Origin of the sequence: Bradyrhizobium sp. 215_C5_N1_1 (genome assembly GCF_052075935.1) — a bacterium.
Lineage (GTDB): Bacteria > Pseudomonadota > Alphaproteobacteria > Rhizobiales > Xanthobacteraceae > Bradyrhizobium > Bradyrhizobium barranii.
In genome coordinates, this window is record NZ_CP197228.1 from 1879798 (window position 1) to 1899966 (window position 20169).

Consider the following 20169-nt stretch of genomic DNA (forward strand, 5'->3'; position numbering starts at 1 on the left):
ACCAGGAATTTGCATCGACTTGACGTGGTCTAAGCCGATCGCTTCTTCGCCGGCTTCTTCTTGGACCCATTCAGCTCCACCGCCGCGCGGATCAGCGCTTTCAACGCCTTCTCGTTGATCTTTTCGCCTTCGCGAATGTCGATCGCGCGGCGCACGTTTCCGTCGAGGCTGGAATTGAACAGGCCGGCCGGGTCGTCCAGCGCCGCGCCCTTGGCAAAAGTCAGCTTCACGACGGCCTTGTAGGTCTCGCCGGTGCAGATGATGCCGTCGTGCTCCCACACGGGAACGCCGCGCCATTTCCATTCCTCGACGACGTCAGGATCGGCCTGCTTGATCAGGCTGCGGATTCGCCCCAGCATCTCGCCGCGCCAGTCGCCGAGCTCCTTGATCCTGCCGTCGATCATCCTGGAGGGCGAAGCGCCGTCCGTCTTGGTCGCGCTGCTTGTCTTCGCGGTCACAGCCCTCTTCATGATCACGCCTCTTGCCGCGCGCCGCCGCGGCGGCCGACATAGGGCAGCGCGAACATGTAGAGCCCGGTCGCGAGCAATGGAATCAGTGGGACGAATGCCAGCAGCCCGATCCACGTGGCCTGGATTTGCAGCGTCAGGGCAACAATGTTCGCGATCACGGCGAGCGTGAAAGCGATGGACAGCCAGCGATGGATCTGCCGAACCCACATATTCCCGGTCAATGAAACCTCCTCTTGAGATGATCGAATAAAGGCCGGCGACGGACCTAGTCAGCTCGCGCCAGCACCTCGTCCAGCTTGGCGAAAAACTGCTTCCAGCCGGCATGCGCGCCGCCATAGGCCTGCTTCTGGGTCGGGCTGAAGCCCGCCTGCTCGACGCGCAAATGCGTGCCCGCGTTCGTCGGCGTCAGCGTGAAGGTCACCACGCTTTTCAGATCGAACGCCGCGTTCTCATGCGAGAAATTCCAGGTATAGGCGAGCGCGCGCTGCGGCTCGATGGTGAGGACCTCGCAGTCCAGCACGCCGCCCCATTCGCCGCGAAGATTGAAGCGATGTCCCACGACCGGCTTGAAGTCGTTCTTCATCAGCCATTCCTCGATCAGATGCGGCTGCGTCAGCGCGCGCCAGATCCGCTCGGCCGGGAAGGAAAATTCGCGCTCGATCACCACGGAGCGCATCTCGGCGGCAGCTTCGGTCATTGGTCCATCCTCTTCAGGAGATCGTCGAGAGCATCGAGCCGGTTCTGCCAGAAGCCGGCCATCTGGCCGGTCCAGTCGATCAGCGGATTGAGCGCGCCGGGCTGCGCGCTGTAATGGGTCTGGCGTCCTGCATGGCGGTCGCGCACCAGCCCGGCCTGCTTCAGCGCGCCGAGATGTTTTGAGACCGCCGGCTGGGAAACGCCTGACGTCGCCGTCAGTGCCCCGACCGTCTGCTCGCCCTCCCGGCATAGCCGCTCGAAGATCGCCCTCCGGGTCGGATCGGCGAGCGTCCTGAACAGAAGATCGTGCGCGGCGGACATGTGAAATCCATAACCCATAAGTTATGGATTAACTCATAACCGTAGAGTTATGGATAAGTCAAGCCGGAGAATGGAAGACTTCGACGCCTAAGGCCGCAGGTAGAGATAACCCTGCGACTGGAGCTCGGCCAAACGGACCACGCCGCCCTTCTCCGCGCTGACGAAGCCCGGCAGCAAACCCGTCAGCGTGACGTTCTGCGCCTTCATAGTGTTGGCGCACGCCGCGAGCTCGACACCGTCCTTGGAGAAATCGCCGACGCGCTTGCCGACGTCGGGGTTGGCCTGTGCCCGGTGAAACGCCTTCAGCGCCGGCCCGTGAATCACCAGCGCGATGGTGACGTGTTGGGGACCGCCGACGCCGTCAACGTGGTTCTGGATGTTGCCGAGCACGAAATTGACCTTCTCGGCGTCGCTCAGGTGATAGACGACCTTGAGCTTGTTGCCCGCGCCGACTTCCGTCGCGGCCTTCGCGCTGGAGCCGCCAAGCGCCGCGCCCAGGGCCGAGACGGCGCTCCACAAGATGCTCCGGCGGTTCATGGCGATCTCCCTCGACTGGCCTGATTTCGCCGAGGCCTATCACTTGTGACGCAGCGCGGCGAGTTCCTTGCGGTCCGTCACCAGCGAGGCGCATTCGCGGTTGTCGGTGCGGTCGAGGCGGAAAATGCCGTCGTCGGCACCAGCGACCAGCGATTGCTCGGCTTCGTCGTCCGGCTTGTTGTTCTGCCAGACCCTGACCCGCGCCAGCCGTACGATCGCCGACTTGTCGTCCCTGGAGAGCGCAACGCCGATACCGCCGCCTTCGCAGTCGACACCGCAGCCGAGCCGGATCTCGGTGCCGTCCTTGGTGAAAACAGCGTGGTTACAGGAGCCACTGGAGTCGAAATCGCCGGAGCGATGGCGGTATCTGAAGCCGAGCCGGAAGGAGTTGTGGAGCTCCTTGTCCTCCTTGTCCAATTCCGCCGAGACCAGCAGCTTCATCGAGGCGACCTTCTGCTTCGGATGCCGCGCCAGATGTGCGGCATCGTAGCGGCGGACGAAGCAGGCATAGGCCTTGCTGCCGGGTGTCCCGGCATACATGCGCGTGTTGAAGGTTTCGGCCTCGGCCTTGGTCGCCTCGCGGATATCGTCGGCCTCCTCGGCGCGTGCGGCGCCGACGAAGGCGGCAAGGACAAGCGGAAGGAGCAGGGCAAGCCTCATGATCGCACCGGGCGCGCGAACCATTGACGGCCGCATCGGAGGGGGGTGAGAGCCGACTGGCGGTTAGTCGCAAGCCGGACGCCGCGCGTTCAAGTGCCGATGCCTTGCATTCCCGTGGGCAGCCTCGCGCAAGGTTCCAGTCCTAATAACTCGGGAGAAGGGGCGTTCGTAAACCCAGGGTTGCTGCAAAAGGCTGGTGGCGGTCGAACATGTCCGTAGGTCAGAACTTGCCCAACATTACGATCGGCTATTCCCGGGGACGGCTGCTGGTGTTTTTCGGCGCCGGTCTGCTGCTGTCGCTGCTCTGCGCTGCGCTCGCATTCATGTGGCAGCAAGGCAAGAACATCACCACGTTCGAGGTCGCCGCCTGCTATGTCGGTGCGGTGTTTTTCGGCCTCGCCACCTTCAGGATGCTCTGGAGGTTGATCTCGGCCAGGTCGCCGGTCGTCTTCATCAGCCGTGTCGGCATTCGCGACCTCAGGCTCGCCGACGAGACCATCGCTTGGAGCTCCGTGCGGAAGATACAGATCTGGGAGCAGCGCCTGCAGAAGTTCGTGGTGCTCAAGCTCGATCCCCTTGTCGCCGGGCGATTCTCCGGGGGCTTCCTGAGGCGTGCCTTGTCGCTGATGAACAAGACGCTTGGCGCTGACAGCGTGATCGTCAATGCGGGCGGCCTGACCATGGACGTCAAGACATTGCTCGAGACCTGCAAGCAATATTGGGGTGCCGGACGACCGGCCCCTTCGGACCACTCCGTGCCGGAGCCTGAACCGGAGCCCGAGGCTGTCAGCTGAAGCGGGCGAGGATTCGCCTGCATCGGGTAAGATGCCGCGCATCGCAGCGGCGGTCGAAGCAGGCATAGGCTGCGTTGCCGAGTGGTCGCGCGAGCCTTAGTCCGCCGTCGGTCCGAGAAGGTTCAATCCTTGCGGCGCTTCTGCCCGGGAACTCGGCGCCGCTGATTTCTGCGAGATTGTCGCGGATCATCAATGTGATAGTCTTCACAGACAGCTGAAATTCGATGTCGTAAGCTCACCCGCGTTTGTGGAGTTCCCCGCAATGGGCGAGATTCGTAACTTCAGATCCGGAAATCATGACGAGCCGCCTCCACACGGCTCGATGCCGCGTCGTCTCGCCGCAATCATCGTCGGTGACATCGCTTCCTACAGCCGCTTGATGCAGGCCGACGAGGAAGGCACGCATGTTCGCGTTAAGCGGATCGAGCGGGATCTCATCGAGCCCAGCATCGTCGAACACCATGGAACGTTGGTGAAGACGACGGGAGACGGCTTCATCGCGATCTTCGACAGTCCCGTCGAGGCCGTTCGCTGCAGCATCGTCATCCAGCAGAATCTCGTCGGGCGCAACGCTTCGCTTCCGAAGGACTCCCGGATCGAATATCGGATTGGCGTCAATCTCGGTGATGTGATCGTAGAGCCGGACGATGTCTACGGCGACGGCGTCAACATCGCCACGCGCATCGAGGGTATCGCCGAGCCCGGTCAGGTCTATATCTCGGGCGCGATCTACGAGCAGATCAAGCACAAGGTGGTATGCGGCTATGAGTCGCTCGGCGACCGCAAGGTCAAGAACATCACCGATCCGGTGCGCGTCTATCGCGTGCTGCCGGACGCAGATGCGGTTGGGAGGACGCGAGGCCGGCGCGAGAATACCCTGATCTTCCTTCTGGGCGTCACGCTCCTCGTGATCGCTTCCGGTGTGTTGTGGTATCTGCTGGCGCAGCCGTCGGGCAGGGTGAGGGAGCAGGCCGCCGCGCCGACTGCTGCTCCGGTCGCATCGCCGAGCCCGCAACCTGCACCGCGAGAAGCCGCGACACAAACGCCGCAGCCGTCTCCTTCATTGGCGGCATCGTCTCCATCGCCCGCTCCGGCGCCAAGTGCTTCAGCGTCAAGTGCTCCGGCGCCAAGTGCTTCCGCGCCAAGTGCTTCGACGTCAAGTGCTTCGACGTCGAGTCCAGCACCAAGCCCATCGGCCACGTCGCTCCGCGAACCCGAGATGATCGCCATTCGCGGCGGCAGTTTCGCGATGGGAAGCAATGACGATCCGACCGAACGTCCCGTCCACCAGGTCACGGTCAAGCCGTTCTCGATCGGAAAGTATCCGGTGACCGTGCGGGAATGGAACGAATGCGCGGCTGCAAAGGCGTGCGGCTTCACCGCCATCGGCAAGGACGATGCGCCGATCACCAATGTGAGTTGGACCGACGCGCAGCAATATGCGGCCTGGCTCGCGCGGACCACGAAGAAGTCGTATCGGCTTCCGAGCGAAGCCGAATGGGAATACGCCGCGCGCGGCGGGACGCAGACGAAATATTGGTGGGGCGACAAGCTCCAGCCGGGCATGGCGGGATGCAAGGATTGCGGTGACCTCGCGGCCGAGCAGCCGGCGAAGGTCGGCAGCTTCAAGCCGAATCCGTTCGGCCTCCACGACATGGGTGGCGGTGTCGATCAGTGGGTCGAGGACTGCTGGCGCAGGACCTATCAGGGCGCACCCGGTGACGGCTCGGCATGGACCGGCGGGGACTGCTCGTCGCATGTCCTGCGCTCGGGTTCATGGAAGAACGATTCGAGATATGTGAGGCCGTCCAACCGCGATGGCTACGATACCAATGTTCGTTATCCGACGCATGGATTCCGCGTTGCGCTAAGTCCTTAAGTGGTGGAGTCATTTCGATGCAGATCATTCGTTGCGCCGCCCTGGCGGCGGCGCTCGCATTACTCCCAGGCGTCGCCTATCCGCAGGGCAAGACCGCTCCCAAGGATGCCAAGCTCTATTTCATCACCCCGCGTGACGGGCAGAAGGTTCGGGGCGGGTTCTGGGTCCGGTTCGGCTTGCGCAATATGGGCGTGACGCACGCCGGCGACGAGTACCAGAACGCCGGCCATCATCATTTGCTGGTCGACGTCAACGATCCCATCGATCCCAAGGAGCCGATCCCGCAGGACAAGTCGCATCTGCACTTCGGGGCGGGGCAGACCGAAACCCTGCTCGAACTTCCACCCGGGATGCACACGCTGCAACTGGTGCTGGGCGACGCGAAGCACTATCCGTTCGAGCCGCCTGTCGTATCGGAGAAGATCACCATACGTGTCAGGCAGCCGGTCGAGCGCGGTCGATGATCACCGCAGGCTGGCGTTGAACTTGTCCAGCGCAGCCGAGCCCGGGCACAGCGTGTCCGCCTCCAGCGTATTGAGCGGCGTCTCGACCGTGTTGAGATGCGTGTGCAGGTCTTCCGCATCGGGATCGACGTAGAGCAGACCGGTGACGATCTGGCCCTTGGCGGCGTGCTTCTGGAGGAAGGTCTGGGCGCCGAGGCGGTCGTGCGGGTCGTAATCCGCGTCGATCTTGCGCAGCGCGATCTTGCTGCCGTCGTGCTGCTCGACCACCTGCACCGTTCCCGGCGCATACTCGACGGCGATGGGATCGCGGCCGACCAGCACGTCGAGCCGGTTCACGGCGTCATTGTGCTCCCGCACATAGTCGAAGCTCTTGGTCGAGCCGGCGTGGTTGTTGAAGGCGATGCAGGGGCTGATGACGTCGATGAAGGATGCGCCCTTGTGGCCGATCGCGGCCGCGATCAGCGGCACCAGCTGGCTCTTGTCGCCGGAGAACGAGCGCGCGACGAAGGTGGCCCCTAGCTGCAGCGCGATCGCGACGAGGTCGATCGCGTTGTCGGTGTTGGTGACGCCCTTCTTGGACTTCGAGCCGCGGTCGGCGGTGGCCGAGAACTGGCCCTTGGTCAGGCCGTAAACGCCGTTGTTCTCGACGATATAGGTCATGTTGACGCCGCGCCGGATCGAATGAGCGAACTGGCCGAAGCCGATCGAGGCGGAATCGCCGTCGCCGGAGACGCCGAGATAGATCAGATCGCGGTTGGCGAGGTTGGCGCCGGTCAAGACCGACGGCATGCGGCCGTGCACGGAGTTGAAGCCGTGCGAATTGCCCAGAAAATAGTCCGGCGTCTTCGAGGAGCAGCCGATGCCGGAGATTTTCGCAACCCGATGCGGCTCGATCGAGAGCTCGTAGCAGGCCTCGATGATCGAGGCCGTGATCGAGTCATGGCCGCAGCCGGCGCACAGGGTCGAGATCTTGCCCTCGTAGTCGCGGTGCGTGTACCCGAGCTCGTTCTTCTTGAGGCCCGGATGATGGAACTTCGGCTTGGCAATATAGGTCATGACACGGCCTTGCGGAGCGGGGTCACCTTGAGGTGATCCTGGTGGTCGCCAATGGCTTTTGCGATGAAACGGGCGGTGATCGGTGTGCCGTCGTAATGCACGATCGGCACCAGGCGCACCGGGTCGATGCCGTTCTCGTTGACGATGAGCTGGCGGAGCTGGGCGTCGCGGTTCTGCTCGACCACGTAGACGAAGTCGTGCTCGGCAAGGAAGCTCGCCACGCTCGAGTGGAACGGGAAGGCGCGGATGCGCAGGCGGTCGAGCTGATGTCCGCGCGCCTCCAGCAGGCTGATCGCCTCGTCCATCGCGGGCGAGGTCGAGCCGAAATAGATCACGCCATATTTGGTCGGCCGTTCCGCGTTGGCCTGGAGCGGGCGCGGGACCAGGTCCTGCGCGGTCTCGAACTTGCGCACCAGACGCTGCATGTTGTCGGCATAGACCGAGCCTTCCTCGGAGTAGCGCGCATAGCGGTCGCGCGAGGTGCCGCGGGTGAAATAGGAGCCCTTGGTCGGATGCGTGCCGGGATAGGTGCGGTAGGGAATGCCGTCGCCGTCGACGTCGAGATAGCGGCCGAAGTCGCGGCCTTCCTCCAGCATCTCCGTGGTCATCACCTTGCCGCGGTCATACTGTTTCGCGTCGTCCCACTTCAGCGGGCGGCAGAGACGGTGGTTCATCCCGATGTCGAGGTCGAGCATCAGGAAGATCGTGGTCTGGAGCCGCTCGGCAAGATCGAACGCGGCCGCCGCGAACTCGAAGGCCTCGGCCGGATCTTCCGGGAACAGCAGCACGTGCTTGGTGTCGCCATGCGAGGCATAGGCGCAGGCGATGATGTCGCATTGCTGGGTGCGGGTCGGCATGCCGGTCGAGGGACCGGCGCGCTGGATGTTCATGATCACGGCCGGAATCTCGGCGAAATAGGAGAGGCCGATGAACTCGGTCATCAAGGAGATGCCGGGGCCGGAGGTCGCGGTGAAGGCGCGGGCGCCGTTCCAGGAGGCGCCGATGACGATACCGATCGAAGCCAGCTCGTCCTCGCCCTGCACGATGGCGTATTTCGCCTTGCCCGTTTCAGGATCGTGCCGATACTTCTTGCAGTGGGCGGTGAAAGCCTCCGCCACCGACGAGGACGGCGTGATCGGATACCAGGCGCACACGGTGGCGCCGCCATAGACCGCGCCGAGCGCGGCGGCGCTGTTGCCCTCGATGAAGATGCGGTCGCCGACCTTGTCGGTTTTCTTCACCCGCAGCCCGATCGGGCATTTCAAATTCTGCAGCGCCCAGTCGCGGCCGAGATGCAGCGCATGGACGTTGGAGGAGAGCAGCTTCTCCTTGCCCTTGTACTGCTCGCCGATCAGCTGTTCGATCAGCTTCGGGTCCATGTCGAGCAGCGCCGAGAGGCTGCCCAGATAGATGATGTTCTTGAACAGCTGGCGCTGGCGCGGATCGGTGTAGGTCGAGTTGGTGATCGCGGTGAGCGGCACGCCGATCACAGTGATGTCGTCGCGGAATTTGGTCGACGGCATCGGCTTGGTGGAATCGTAGAACAGATAGCCGCCGGGCTCGATGCCGGCGATGTCCTTGTCCCAGGTCTGCGGGTTCATCGCCACCATCATGTCGACGCCGCCACGGGCGCCGAGATGGCCGTCTTCCGTCACCCGCACCTCGTACCAGGTCGGCAGGCCCTGGATGTTGGAGGGGAAGATGTTGCGGGGGGAGACCGGAACGCCGTGACGCAGGATCGCGCGCGCGAACATCTCGTTGGCGCTGGCCGAGCCCGAGCCGTTGACGTTGGCGAAGCGGACGACGAAGTCGTTTACGCTGCTGAGCGGCTTTTTGTCGGACATGTCGAACCTGCGTAAGTCATCTCGATGAAATATTTCTGCATGTCCCAGGCTCCGGTGGGACAGCGCTCGGCGCACAGCCCGCAATGCAGGCAGACGTCCTCGTCCTTGACCATCACGCGCCCGGTCTTGAGGTCGCTGGAGACGTAAAGGTCCTGGTCGGGATGTGGCGAGGGCGCCTTCAGGCGCTGGCGTAGGTCACTTTCCTCGCCATTATCAGTGAAGGTGATGCAGTCCATCGGGCAGATATCGACGCAGGCGTCGCACTCGATGCAGAGCGAGGTCGAGAACACGGTCTGGACGTCGCAGTTCAGGCAGCGCTCGGCTTCGCCCAGCGCCAGCTTGACGTCGTAGCCGAGCTCGACCTCGGTTCGGATGTCCTTCAGCGCAATCACCTTGTCGCGATGCGGAACCTTGAAGCGCTTGTCGTTGGAGATGTCGTTGTCATAGCTCCATTCGTGGATGCCCATCTTCTGCGAGGAGATTTGCACCTCCGGCAGCGGCCGTTCGGTGATGTCATCGCCCGAGAGCATCTTGTGGATCGACAGCGCGGCGTCGTGGCCCTGCGCCACGGCCCAGATGATGTTCTTCGGGCCGAACGCGGCGTCGCCGCCGAAGAACACTTTCGGATTGGTCGAGACGAAGGTCTTCGGATCGACCTTGGGCATGTGCCATTTGTCGAACTCGATGCCGCAATCCTGCTCGATCCAGGGGAAGGCGTTCTCCTGGCCGACCGCGACCAGCACGTCGTCGCAGGGAATGGTTTGATCGGGGTCGCCCGAAGGCACCAGATTGCGGCGGCCTTTGGCGTCGTATTCGGCTTTGACGTGCTGGAAGGTGACGCCGATGAGCTTGCCGGCGACATGCTTGAATGCCACCGGCACCATGTAGTTGAGGATCGGAATGTCCTCGTGGATCGCGTCTTCCTTCTCCCAGGGCGAGGCCTTCATCTCCTCGAAGCCGGAGCGCACAATGACTTTCACGTCTGCGCCGCCGAGGCGGCGCGCGGTGCGGCAGCAATCCATCGCGGTGTTGCCGCCGCCGAGCACGATCACGCGCTTGCCGATCTTGTCGATATGGCCGAATGACACCGAAGACAGCCAATCGATGCCGATATGGATGTTGGCGGCAGCCTCTTTCCGGCCCGGAACATCGAGCTCGCGTCCGCGCGGTGCGCCGGAGCCGACGAAGATCGCGTCGTATTTCTCCGCGAGCAGCGCCTTCATGCTCTCGATGCGGTGGCCGCCTTTGAATTCGACGCCGAGATCGAGGATGTAGCCGGTCTCCTCGTCAATGACCGAATTGGGCAGGCGGAATTTCGGGATTTGCGTGCGCATCATGCCGCCGGCCTCGGGATCGCCGTCGAACACGGTGCAGTGATAGCCGAGCGGGGCAAGATCGCGCGCCACCGTCAGCGAGGCGGGGCCACCGCCGACGAACGCAACGCGCTTGCCGTTCTTCGGCGACGGACGCGGCAGGCGCTGCCTGATGTCGTCCTTGAAGTCGGCGGCGACGCGCTTGAGGCGGCAGATCGCCACCGGCGTTTCCTCGACGCGTCCGCGACGGCACGCCGGCTCGCATGGACGATCGCAGGTGCGTCCCAGAATTCCGGGAAACACGTTCGATTTCCAATTGATCATGTAGGCGTCGCTGTAGCGGCCTTGTGCGATCAGTCGGATGTATTCGGGAACCGGGGTGTGTGCAGGACAGGCCCACTGGCAATCGACCACTTTGTGAAAGTAGTCGGGGGCCGCGATGTCGGTCGGTTTCATTCCTACCCTGTCCGCACAGGCCCAAAGACCCGGCGGCCTTTTCTTGAGCTTGGCGAACGCTAATGCGCGTCGATCTGGTTTATGAATGACGTCATTGGGTTAGCTTATTAGAATCATTCCGAAGTACAACGGCAAATTTATGCGATCACCTGCTTTCATAGGTGCTGCGCGCGCTCAGCATTAACGGCCGCACGCAAGGTGCGTGCGGTGCAATATGTTGCGTTGCGGATGGCCGCTAGCCGGACGCGATATCGCTCTTCGCGAGATCCCACATCAGGCTGTAAGTGCCGACGGAGACAGGAAGCGGGAAGGGCGATGCGGCGGGGCCGGTGAAGCGTTCGGCAATGACCGCGGAGACCGCGCCGACATGCGTGCCGTCGATCAGCACGAACCAGTCGCGCGCGCCCTCATTGCGCACCGCTGGAATGTCTGCGGTCGCGCCCGACAATTCCGGCTCGCTTTCGAGCAGATGCATCGAGATGATGCCCTCGCGCTCCCCGGGCGTCAGCTTTTCGTGCAGTGCATCACGCCATGTCCCGGCATTGTCGGCGCTCGGCCGCAGCCGCACCAGCCCGAGTGCTGCGCCGCGACCGGTGCCCTTGCTGATGGTGATGCGCGCGACCACGCGCAGCATGTTCTTGAAATGCGCCATGGTCCGCCGCGACCATTCGGTCTGGTTGGCGAGGCGGGCCCGGTAGGCGGGACTGTCGAGCACGTCGAGCGTCGCGGTCGAGTACAGCGAGAGATATTTGGGATTGGCAGCATGCGCGACATAGCGCCGCGCCTCCAGGAAACCCTCGATCGCGACGCGCTCTTCCAGATGCTCGCGATCGTACCAGCGATTGAAATCGGCCTCATCTGGAACGTCGATGTTCATCGACGTCAGCAGCATGCCTTGCCCGGCGAGCGGCATTGTTCTTGTCCTTCCCATTCAGACCCTCATGGCGAGGAGCCACGAAGTGGCGTCGCGAACCATGAAGGCCCCACTGCTAGATCCGGGCCTTATCCTTCGAGACGCGTTCCTTTTGGAGCGCTCCTCAGGATGAGGAGATCGATCTAGCGCGCGGCTTTCGACGCGAGATCGGCGATCGACTTCATGACCGCGTCCCGCACGCCGGCATCATAGAGCGAATGTCCGGCTTCTTCCACGATCCGAATCTCGGAACCCGGCCAAACTTTCGCAAGCCGCTCGGATGTCTCAGGAGGGCACAACAGATCGTAGCGGCCCTGCACGATGATGCCGGGAATGCCAGCGAGCTTGCCGGCGTTCCGCAACAGCTGGTCGTCCGTCATGAAGCTGTCGTGGACGAAATAATGTGCCTCCATGAATGGCGTCGCAGGCAGCGTGCGCCACACGTTCAGCGATGCGAGGTCCAGCCCCGTCTTGGCCGCCTTGTGCTCAGACAGGACGCGTTCGGTGTCGTGCCAGGCCCGCGCGGCGGGACCATGCAGGGCCGGATCGGCATCGAGGATGCGGCGCCAATAGGCGTCCACCGGGTGTGCGCGCTCATCGGGCGGCAGCACGCTGAGAAAATCCTCGTGGAGCGCTGGATAGAATTGCGACAGGCGCGACGTGAAAGCGGTTTCGACCTCGGCACGGGTGCCCAGGAAGGTTGCGCGGAGCGCAATGCCGGAGATGCGGTCGGGATGGGCCTCGGCATAGGCCAGCGCCAGCGTCGCGCCCCAGGAGCCGCCGACCACCATCCAGCGGTCGAAGCCGAATTTCTCGCGGATCTTCTCCATGTCCGCGATCAGATGCGCCGTCGTGTTATTTTCCCGCGATCCCTTGGGACGGCTGCGGCCGCAGCCGCGCTGGTCGAACAGCACCGCGCAGAAGCGTTCGGGATCGAACAGCTTGCGATGGTCGGGTTGGCAGCCGCTGCCGGGCCCGCCATGCAGATAGATGGCGGGGATGCCGTCAGCGCGGCCGACGCTCTCGACATAGAGCTCGTGGCCGTCGCCGACGTCGAGCATGTCGGAGGTCAGCGGCGCAAAGGGATCGGCACGTTTGGCGGATGCGGCCGCGTCGGCGTCAGGCATCATTCCCGGATTCCAGAGTGCCGCCGGCGAAATTGCGATAGAGGAAGCGGTTGGTCTCGCCCTCGGCCTCGCGCTCGGCCTGCTTGAAGATGGTCTCGTGCAGCGGCGACAGCGCGCAGGCGGGATCGGTGTTGGCGGCGTCGCCCGTCAGCGCAAAGGCCTGGCAGCGGCAGCCGCCGAAATCGATCTCGCGGAATTCGCAGGTCTTGCACGGCTCCTTCATCCAACCGGTGCCGCGATAGCGGTTGAAGGCGTCCGAGTTCTGCCAGATCCAGGCGATCGAATGATTGGAGCGCACGGATTCGAAGTCGAGCCCGGTGATGCTCTCGGCGGCGTGGCAGGGCAGCACCTTGCCGGCCGGCGAGATGTTGAAGAACTGCCGGCCCCAGCCGCCCATGCATTTCTTCGGCCGCAGCGCGTAATAATCGGGAACGACGTAGTCGATGGCGAGCGTGCCCTTCAGCCGCTCGCGCGCCTCCTCGACGATGCGGGTGCATTCGTCTAACTGCGCCACGGTCGGCATCAGCGCGGCGCGGTTCTTCAGCGCCCAGCCGTAATATTGGACATTGGCGACCTCGAGCCGGTCGGCATCGAGATCGATCGACATCTGGATGATGTCGGGGAGCTGGTGCAGGTTCTGCCGGTGCATCACCGCGTTCACGGTGAGCGGCAGATCGAGCTCGCGCGTCCATTTCGCCACTTCGAGCTTCTTGCGATGCCCGTTCTTGTAGCCGGCGACGCGGTCGGCGAGACCTTCTTCAACGCCCTGGAAACTGATCTGCACATGGCAGAGCCCGGCATCCGCCAGCTCGCTCAGCCGCTCGCGCGTCAGCAGCACGGCCGAGGTGATCAGATTGGTATAGAGGCCGACGTCGCTGGCATGCTTGACCAGCTCGACGAGGTCCTTCCGCGCCGTCGGCTCGCCGCCGGAGAAATGCACCTGGAGCACGCCGATCTCGGCGAGCTCGCTCAAGACCTTCTTCCACTCCTCGGTCGTCAGTTCCTTGCCGGAGCGGTCGAGCTCGACCGGATTGGAGCAATAGGGGCATTGCAGCGGGCAGCGATGCGTGATCTCGAGCAATACGGCGAGCGGAATGCCGAACGTCTCCGCTGTCGAGCGTTGCTTCTCCAGCACCGCGAGGCTGTCGCTGATGTCGGGCGGAAGATTGCCGAGCAGGTCGCTCATGACGTCTTCTCCCGGGCCTCGGTGAGGAAGCCCTTGTCGGCGAGATCCTGCAGCATGACGATGACGTCCGCCAGGATCGCTTCGCGCGGCGCGGCGTATTTCGCGGCCAGCTGGTCGGCGACGTCGCCGACATTGCGCTCGCCATCGCAGAGCTGCAAGACCTCGACCGCGATCTCGTCGGGCGCCAGCACCCGTTCCGGCGCCAGGATCACCCAGACCTTGCGCGTCTCGTCATATTTCAGCTTGGCATGCCGCGGCAGCACCGGGCGGCTTGCCTCGCTGACGCTGATGTTCCGCGGCCCGGCCATTGCTCTGATCCCTCAGCTCGCTTTGGGCACGAAGGCGCCCGGCGGAATGTGGCCCTCGACATAGGCGTGCTGGAGCGCATCGAGCTGCACCCACAGCACGTTGGTCTTGAAGATCAGCGCGTTGCAGACGGAGGCGCGCTGCTCCGGCGTCGTGGCATGCGCCTTGACGTAGTCGAGCGCGAAACCGGCATCGCGCGGCGCCTGCGCTAAGCGTCGCTTGAAGTAGCTCATGATGTCGGGATTGACGAAGTCGTAGTGCTCCAGCATGCCGGAGATGCGCTCCTCGTGCAGGTTCGGCGCGAACAATTCGGTGAGCGAGGAGGCGATCGCCTCCAGCGGGCTCTTCTCGCGGCAGTAATGGACATAGGCTTCGACCGCGAAGCGCGTCGCCGGCAAGATGCCTTCGGTCGATTCCACATAGGCCGTGTCGAGGCCGAGGCCTTCGGTCAGCTTCAGCCAGCGCTCGATACCGCCCTCGCTGCCGACGTCGCCGTCATGGTCCTCGATGCGGTGGCGCCATTCCAGCCGCGTAGCGCGGTCGCGGAAGCGCGAGATCACCACGGCGTCCTTGATCGGGATCGTGCTCTGGTAATAGTAGCGGTTCAGCGCCCAGGCCTGCACCTGGCCCTTGTTCAGCTTGCCGCCGTGCAGCAGCTTATGGAACGGATGCAGGCTGTGATAGCGCGTAGCCCCGATATGGCGCAGCGTCGCCTCAAGCTCCTCGGCCGAGTTGAGCCTGATGTCCTTGCCAACAGAGAGCGCGGTCATTCCAGTCAGTGACGCGGCATTCACAGCACGATCTCCGTTCCGTCGGCGGGTATCCGCCAGCCCGCGGCCTCAAGCGCTTTACGCTCCGGCGTATCGGGCAGCAGCGCCGGATTCGAGTTATTGATATGCAGAAACATCTTCCTGTCGAGAGTGAGGTCGGCGAGGCGCGCGATCGCGCCATCGTGACCGGACATCGCGACATGGCCCATGCTCTTGCCGGTCTTGTGGCCGAGCCCGGCCTTGATCATCTCGTCATCCTGCCAGACCGTGCCGTCAAAGAACACCAGTGCTGCGCCATCGATCTCGGCCTTGAGCGCATCGGTCACCTCGGCGCAGGCGGCGATGAAGTAGAAGCACTTGCCGGTTGATTTGTCCGTGATCTTGAGTCCCAGCGTATCGCCGTCGCCGGTCTCGCCGCCGGGATGCGCCTTACCTTCCAGATACCAGGCCGACTTGCCGGGCACCGCGAAGGGCAGCACCTCAAGTCCTGAGCGCGCGCCATCAGGCAGCCGCGGCTCGAACGGCTCGTGGATGGAAATCGGCTGGCGCTGTACGTTCTTCTCGTTCAGGACGTTGAAGATGCTGTTGCTCTTCAGGATCGCCAGCACCTTCTGATGCGCATAGACCGTGAAGGGTGAGCCCTCGCGCATCGACAGCAGGCCCGCGACCGCATCCACCTCGCTGTTGGTCAGGATCACGCCTGCAACAGGTGTATGGCGCAGCGCGCCGGCCTTGGGATGCAGCTGCGGCGTGGCGTTCAATTGCTGGCGAAGATCGGGGGAGGCGTTGATCAGGAACCAGTGCTCGCCGTCGCCACTGAAAGCGACCGAGGCTTGGGTTCTCTGAAGCTCCTGGCCATTTTCACGGGCCGCCCGGCAGCCCTCACACCCGCAGTTCCATTGCGGGACTCCGCCGCCGGCCCCGGCGCCCAGGACGACGACGCGAAGCATAATACGTCTCCTGGAGGGAACGTCGCGAGGTGGATCTCAGGCCGACACGGATGCCGACAAAGTTCGTGTCTTCCGGAAACCGATCGTGACCGAAAGATCCACCTGCGCAGAAACCACCAACCGCTTACTTGCGGGTGGCGCTCACATACATGTTGATTTCCATGCCACAGGGCACTTCGACGATCTTCGGGGCTTTCCAAGCCATTTTGGCTCTCCATTTTCACGAATTCGGACGTATCCGCCCAACGGTTAAAGTAATGCGAGCGGAAAACTTCGCTAGTGAAATCTTCCCGAGAAAGCCATGTTGCGCCGCGAAAATGATGGTGGAACATCACTTCCCGTGATGCTGCCTTGCGCGTGGCGCATTCGGTCGCGAACCCTGTCCTGATAAAGCAGTTGTGAGTGCAGTGCAGCTTTCAATCCGGTACAGGCCTCCCAATTTGGACTCTCGTGATGCCCAGATACTTCTTCAACACCCGCATCGGCGACGAATTGATCGTGGATCCCGACGGAGAGGACCTGCGTAACCCCGATCGCGCCTGGGAGGTCGCCCGCCAGATGATCCTGGAGGTGGTGAAGTCGGAGGGCGCCCAGCCGGCGCTCATGGAGGCCGTCATCGAGGTGACCGACGACGACGGGGAGATCGTGCTCGAATTCCCCTTCACCGAGGCCCTGCTGGACATCCCGGATCAGTCCGCGACCAGGCATTGAGGCCCCCGCGCGCTCCCCTGTCATTGCGAGGAGCCCTTGCGACGAAGCAATCCAGATTGTCTCCGCGGAGGGATTCTGGATTGCTTCGCTGCGCTCGCAATGACCGGGAATGAGGCACCACCCGGCGCCAAGCCCGCTCTTCCTCCCCGCGAAATCCGCATGGCTTTGCCGCGTTCCCGGCGCTAAAAGACGCCGGTTAAACGGAGCAAACCATGCAAGATCTCTGGCGCCTGTCGGCCGCCGACCTCGCTACCCTCGTCAAATCCAAAAAGGTCTCCGCCAGGGAGGCGGCCAAGGCCGGTCTGGCCCGCCTGGACGCCGTCAATCCCCAGCTCAACGCGGTGATCGACCACCGGCCGGAGGACGTGCTCAAGCAGGCTGATGCCGTCGATGCCGCCATCGCCAGGGGAGACGATCCCGGTGTGCTCGCCGGCGTGCCCGTCACCATCAAGGCCAATGTCGACCAGGAAGGCTTTGCCACCACCAACGGCCTGAAACTCCAGCGCGACCTGATCGCGCGCGAGGACAATCCGGTGGTCGCCAATTTCCGCAAAGCGGGCGCCATCCTGCTTGGCCGCACCAATTGCCCGGCCTTCTCCTATCGCTGGTTCACCACCAATCTGGTCCATGGCGACACCAAGAACCCCCGCGATGCCTCGCTGACCCCGGGCGGCTCGTCCGGCGGCGCCGGCTCGGCGGTCGCGGCCGGCATCGGCCATATCGCCCACGGCACCGACATCGCCGGCTCGATCCGCTATCCCGCCTATGCCTGCGGCGTGCACGGCCTGCGCCCGACGCTCGGCCGCATCCCGGCCTTCAACCCGGCGCTGCCGGAGCGTCCGATCGGGCCGCAGATCATGGCCGTCTCGGGCCCCCTGGCGCGCACGGTCAACGATCTCAGGATCTCGCTCGAAGCCATGTCGGCCCGCGACATCCGCGACCCCTGGTTCGTGCCGGCGCCGCTGGAGGGCCCCGCGCGGCCGAAGCGCGCCGCGCTCTGCCTCAACCCGGACGGGCTTGCGACCAAACCGGAGGTGAAGGCCGCGGTGACCGACGCCGGCAAGCGGCTGGAGCGCGCCGGCTGGACTGTCGAGGTCATCGAGAACACGCCGCCGATGCGCGAGGCGGTCGAGTGGCAGAGAAAACTCTGGCTTGGCGACGGCTATGAGGCGCAGCTGGAGATGGCTGAGCGCGAAGGCGATCCCGGTGCGCTGGCCTGCCTGCGCGGCAATCGCGCCAAGGTCACGCCGATGGACCAGGCGGACTACGCCAAGGCGCTCACGCGCCGCGCCACGCTGACCCGCGACTGGATGCTGTTCTTCGAAAAATATGCCGTGGTGCTCACGCCGGTGTCCGGCGAGTTGCCGTTCCCGGATCATCTCGACCGCAAGGACAACGAATCCTTCGAGCGCGTCTGGGAGGCGCAGATGCCGCAAATCGCGACCCCGTTCATGGGACTGCCGGGCCTGGTGGTCTCCACCGGTCTGGTTGGCAAGGCGCCGGTCGGCGTGCACATCGTGTCCGGCCGCTATCGCGAGGATCTGTGTCTGCTCGCAGGCGAAGCGATCGAGGCGGGCGGCGTGCCGCCGTCGCCGATCGATCCCGTGGGTTAGCGATGTCTGTGATCTACGACTTCAAGGCCAACTCGCTTCTCGGCGAGGAGGTGCCCATGCGCCGTTTCGAAGGGCAGGTGCTCTTGATCGTCAACACCGCGAGCAAATGCGGCTTCACACCGCAATATCGCGGGCTCGAGGATCTCTATCGCGACCTCTCGCCGCGCGGCTTCTCGGTGCTCGGCTTTCCCTGCAACCAGTTCGGCGCGCAGGAGCCGGGGCCGGCGAGCGAGATCCAGTCCTTCTGCTCGACCAACTACGACGTCACCTTTCCCCTGTTCGAGAAGATCGACGTCAACGGCGCCCATGCGCACCCTCTGTATGAGTACCTGAAACGCCAGCAATCCGGCCTGCTGGGCGCCTCCATCAAATGGAATTTCACCAAATTTCTCGTGGACCGTGCCGGCAAGGTGATCGCGCGCTACGCGCCGACCGCACGGCCGGAAGGACTGCGGAATCAAATCGAGACCCTGTTATGAGCGAGACAATCATGAGCGACGAATTTCCGGACCGCCTGTCGGTCGACCCGAACAGCCCCTATTACAACGCGGATATTCTCTCGCGCGACGTCGGCATCCGCTTCAAGGGTGTCGAGAAGACCAATGTCGAGGAGTACTGCATCAGCGAAGGCTGGGTCCGCGTCACCGCCGGCAACGCCAAGGACCGCCACGGCAATCCGCTGACGATCAAGGTGCATGGTCCGGTCGAGCCGTATTTCAGGGATAAGAAATAGTTTCTAAGCGCGCCGTGCTCTCTCCACCCGTCATTGCGAGGAGCGCACACTCTCTCCACGTCATTGCGAGCGACTTGTCCGCCATAGCTCGAAGAGCGACGGCGGAAGCGAAGCAATCCAGAATCTTTCCGCCGTGACAGTCTGGATTGCCTCGTCGCTTCGCTCCTCGCAATGTCGAAAGTAAAAGGCCAACCCCATGTCCGTCCGCATCGTTGACGTCCGCGAGATCACGAAGCCGATCTCTTCGCCGATCCGCAACGCCTATATCGACTTCACCAAGATGACGACGAGCCTCGTCGCCGTCGTCACTGACGTCGTCCGCGACGGCAAGCGCGTCGTCGGCTACGGCTTCAATTCCAACGGCCGCTACGGGCAGGGCGGCCTGATCCGCGAGCGCTTTGCCTCGCGCATCCTGGAGGCCGATCCGAAGTCGCTGCTGAATGCGGCTGGTGACAATCTCGACCCCGACAAGGTCTGGGGCGCGATGATGACCAACGAGAAGCCGGGCGGCCATGGCGAGCGCTCGGTCGCGGTCGGCACCATCGACATGGCGGTGTGGGACGCGGTGGCGAAGATCGCAGGCAAGCCGCTGTTCCGCCTGCTCGCCGAACGGCACGGCGTGAAAGCAAATCCGCGCGTGTTCGTCTACGCCGCCGGCGGCTATTACTATCCCGGCAAGGATCTCTCGATGCTGCGCGGCGAGATGCGCGGCTATCTCGATCGCGGCTACAACGTCGTGAAGATGAAGATCGGCGGCGCGTCGATCGAGGACGACCGCACCCGCATCGAGGCGGTGCTGAAGGAGATCGGCAAGGACGCGCAGCTCGCGGTCGATGCCAACGGCCGCTTCGATCTCGAGACCGGCATCGCCTACGCAAAAATGCTGCGGGACTATCCGCTGTTCTGGTACGAGGAAGTCGGCGATCCCCTCGACTACGCGCTGCAGGCCGCGCTCGCCGAATTCTATCCGGGCCCGATGGCCACGGGCGAAAACCTGTTCAGCCACCAGGACGCGCGCAACCTCATCCGCTACGGCGGCATGCGCCCGGATCGCGACTGGCTGCAATTCGACTGCGCGCTGTCCTATGGCCTCTGCGAATACCAGCGCACGCTGGAGGTCCTGAAAACCTACGGCTGGTCGCCGAGCCGCTGCATCCCCCACGGCGGCCACCAGATGTCCCTCAACATCGCAGCCGGCCTCGGCCTCGGCGGCAACGAGAGCTATCCCGACCTGTTCCAGCCCTACGGCGGCTTCCCGGATGGTGTGCGCGTCGAGAACGGCCACATCACCATGCCCGACCTGCCGGGCATCGGCTTCGAAGGCAAGTTCGATCTCTACAAGGAAATGAAGGCGCTGGCGGAGTAGGATT

General features: G+C 63.7%; 24 protein-coding genes. 8 read left to right on the forward strand and 16 right to left on the reverse strand.

The genetic code is table 11. From position 1 onward, the window contains the following. Positions 1-29: 29 nt before the first annotated feature. The 6 genes from AB7G19_RS08780 to AB7G19_RS08805 all read right to left on the reverse strand — a co-directional run bounded on the left by AB7G19_RS08780 (position 30) and on the right by AB7G19_RS08805 (position 2684). Positions 30-470, reverse strand: coding sequence for a DUF1801 domain-containing protein (locus AB7G19_RS08780; protein ID WP_063986127.1), 441 nt, complete (start codon positions 468-470; stop codon positions 30-32). 2 nt (positions 471-472) lie between these two features. Further along, the gene (locus AB7G19_RS08785) at positions 473-691 is read right to left on the reverse strand and encodes a hypothetical protein (protein WP_063981413.1); all 219 of its coding nucleotides are present in this window, start codon (positions 689-691) and stop codon (positions 473-475) included. 44 nt (positions 692-735) lie between these two features. Then, a complete protein-coding gene (locus AB7G19_RS08790) occupies positions 736-1167 on the reverse strand; it encodes an SRPBCC family protein (protein WP_063981414.1) in 432 nt (143 codons plus the stop codon). Beyond that, positions 1164-1487: an ArsR/SmtB family transcription factor gene (locus AB7G19_RS08795; protein ID WP_028147048.1), complete on the reverse strand. Its 324-nt coding sequence runs from the start codon at positions 1485-1487 to the stop codon at positions 1164-1166. The genes AB7G19_RS08790 and AB7G19_RS08795 overlap by 4 nt, the downstream gene beginning before the upstream one ends. Positions 1488-1574: 87 nt before the next feature. After that, positions 1575-2024: a DsrE family protein gene (locus AB7G19_RS08800; protein ID WP_063981415.1), complete on the reverse strand. Its 450-nt coding sequence runs from the start codon at positions 2022-2024 to the stop codon at positions 1575-1577. Between the two features lie 39 nt (positions 2025-2063). Beyond that, positions 2064-2684, reverse strand: a complete 621-nt coding sequence (locus AB7G19_RS08805) for a hypothetical protein (RefSeq protein WP_063986128.1) — start codon at positions 2682-2684, stop codon at positions 2064-2066. A 209-nt stretch (positions 2685-2893) separates the two neighbouring features. Here AB7G19_RS08805 and AB7G19_RS08810 point away from each other — a divergent pair, with 209 nt between their 5' ends. The 3 genes from AB7G19_RS08810 (at position 2894) to AB7G19_RS08820 (ending at position 5821) form a co-directional block, all read left to right on the forward strand. Continuing rightward, positions 2894-3478: an STM3941 family protein gene (locus AB7G19_RS08810; RefSeq protein ID WP_063981416.1), complete on the forward strand. Its 585-nt coding sequence runs from the start codon at positions 2894-2896 to the stop codon at positions 3476-3478. Between the two features lie 262 nt (positions 3479-3740). Then, a complete protein-coding gene (locus AB7G19_RS08815) occupies positions 3741-5357 on the forward strand; it encodes an SUMF1/EgtB/PvdO family nonheme iron enzyme (protein ID WP_063981417.1) in 1617 nt (538 codons plus the stop codon). A 17-nt stretch (positions 5358-5374) separates the two neighbouring features. Next, positions 5375-5821: a DUF4399 domain-containing protein gene (locus tag AB7G19_RS08820; protein WP_063981418.1), complete on the forward strand. Its 447-nt coding sequence runs from the start codon at positions 5375-5377 to the stop codon at positions 5819-5821. On the opposite strand, the gene AB7G19_RS08825 is transcribed toward AB7G19_RS08820, so the two are convergent. From AB7G19_RS08825 to pqqA, 10 genes are all read right to left on the reverse strand, one after another. After that, complete coding sequence (locus AB7G19_RS08825; RefSeq protein WP_063981419.1) at positions 5822-6877, reverse strand: 2-oxoacid:ferredoxin oxidoreductase subunit beta; 1056 nt, start codon at positions 6875-6877, stop codon at positions 5822-5824. Continuing rightward, complete coding sequence (locus tag AB7G19_RS08830; protein WP_441267753.1) at positions 6874-8721, reverse strand: 2-oxoacid:acceptor oxidoreductase subunit alpha; 1848 nt, start codon at positions 8719-8721, stop codon at positions 6874-6876. Before AB7G19_RS08830 ends, AB7G19_RS08825 begins: the two co-directional genes overlap by 4 nt. Continuing rightward, on the reverse strand, positions 8691-10490 hold the full coding sequence (locus AB7G19_RS08835; protein ID WP_063981421.1) for an FAD-dependent oxidoreductase: 1800 nt from the start codon (positions 10488-10490) through the stop codon (positions 8691-8693). Before AB7G19_RS08835 ends, AB7G19_RS08830 begins: the two co-directional genes overlap by 31 nt. A gap of 235 nt (positions 10491-10725) precedes the next feature. Further along, positions 10726-11403, reverse strand: coding sequence for a DUF4286 family protein (locus AB7G19_RS08840; protein WP_063981422.1), 678 nt, complete (start codon positions 11401-11403; stop codon positions 10726-10728). A 143-nt stretch (positions 11404-11546) separates the two neighbouring features. After that, positions 11547-12533 (reverse strand): prolyl aminopeptidase, encoded by a 987-nt coding sequence (gene pip, locus AB7G19_RS08845; RefSeq protein WP_063981423.1) that lies wholly within the window; start codon positions 12531-12533, stop codon positions 11547-11549. Beyond that, positions 12523-13716 (reverse strand): pyrroloquinoline quinone biosynthesis protein PqqE, encoded by a 1194-nt coding sequence (pqqE, locus tag AB7G19_RS08850; RefSeq protein WP_063981424.1) that lies wholly within the window; start codon positions 13714-13716, stop codon positions 12523-12525. Before pqqE ends, pip begins: the two co-directional genes overlap by 11 nt. Then, positions 13713-14024 carry a pyrroloquinoline quinone biosynthesis peptide chaperone PqqD gene (gene pqqD / locus AB7G19_RS08855; RefSeq protein ID WP_028147039.1) on the reverse strand — a complete coding sequence of 104 codons (312 nt, stop codon included), beginning with the start codon at positions 14022-14024 and terminating at the stop codon, positions 13713-13715. Before pqqD ends, pqqE begins: the two co-directional genes overlap by 4 nt. A 12-nt stretch (positions 14025-14036) precedes the next feature. Next, on the reverse strand, positions 14037-14792 hold the full coding sequence (pqqC, locus tag AB7G19_RS08860; RefSeq protein WP_175618535.1) for a pyrroloquinoline-quinone synthase PqqC: 756 nt from the start codon (positions 14790-14792) through the stop codon (positions 14037-14039). A gap of 20 nt (positions 14793-14812) precedes the next feature. After that, positions 14813-15742, reverse strand: a complete 930-nt coding sequence (gene pqqB / locus AB7G19_RS08865; protein ID WP_063981426.1) for a pyrroloquinoline quinone biosynthesis protein PqqB — start codon at positions 15740-15742, stop codon at positions 14813-14815. A gap of 124 nt (positions 15743-15866) precedes the next feature. After that, positions 15867-15947 (reverse strand): pyrroloquinoline quinone precursor peptide PqqA, encoded by an 81-nt coding sequence (gene pqqA, locus AB7G19_RS08870; RefSeq protein ID WP_007595659.1) that lies wholly within the window; start codon positions 15945-15947, stop codon positions 15867-15869. 248 nt (positions 15948-16195) lie between these two features. Here pqqA and AB7G19_RS08875 point away from each other — a divergent pair, with 248 nt between their 5' ends. From AB7G19_RS08875 to tarD, 5 genes are all read left to right on the forward strand, one after another. Further along, positions 16196-16453 (forward strand): DUF6894 family protein, encoded by a 258-nt coding sequence (locus AB7G19_RS08875; protein ID WP_063981427.1) that lies wholly within the window; start codon positions 16196-16198, stop codon positions 16451-16453. Between the two features lie 212 nt (positions 16454-16665). Then, on the forward strand, positions 16666-18066 hold the full coding sequence (locus AB7G19_RS08880) for an amidase family protein (RefSeq protein ID WP_063981428.1): 1401 nt from the start codon (positions 16666-16668) through the stop codon (positions 18064-18066). A 2-nt stretch (positions 18067-18068) separates the two neighbouring features. After that, positions 18069-18545 (forward strand): glutathione peroxidase, encoded by a 477-nt coding sequence (locus tag AB7G19_RS08885; protein ID WP_063981429.1) that lies wholly within the window; start codon positions 18069-18071, stop codon positions 18543-18545. Further along, positions 18542-18799, forward strand: a complete 258-nt coding sequence (locus AB7G19_RS08890; RefSeq protein WP_015684132.1) for a DUF3297 family protein — start codon at positions 18542-18544, stop codon at positions 18797-18799. Before AB7G19_RS08885 ends, AB7G19_RS08890 begins: the two co-directional genes overlap by 4 nt. A 196-nt stretch (positions 18800-18995) precedes the next feature. Beyond that, the gene (gene tarD, locus AB7G19_RS08895; RefSeq protein ID WP_063981430.1) at positions 18996-20165 is read left to right on the forward strand and encodes a D(-)-tartrate dehydratase; all 1170 of its coding nucleotides are present in this window, start codon (positions 18996-18998) and stop codon (positions 20163-20165) included. Positions 20166-20169 lie beyond the last annotated feature (4 nt).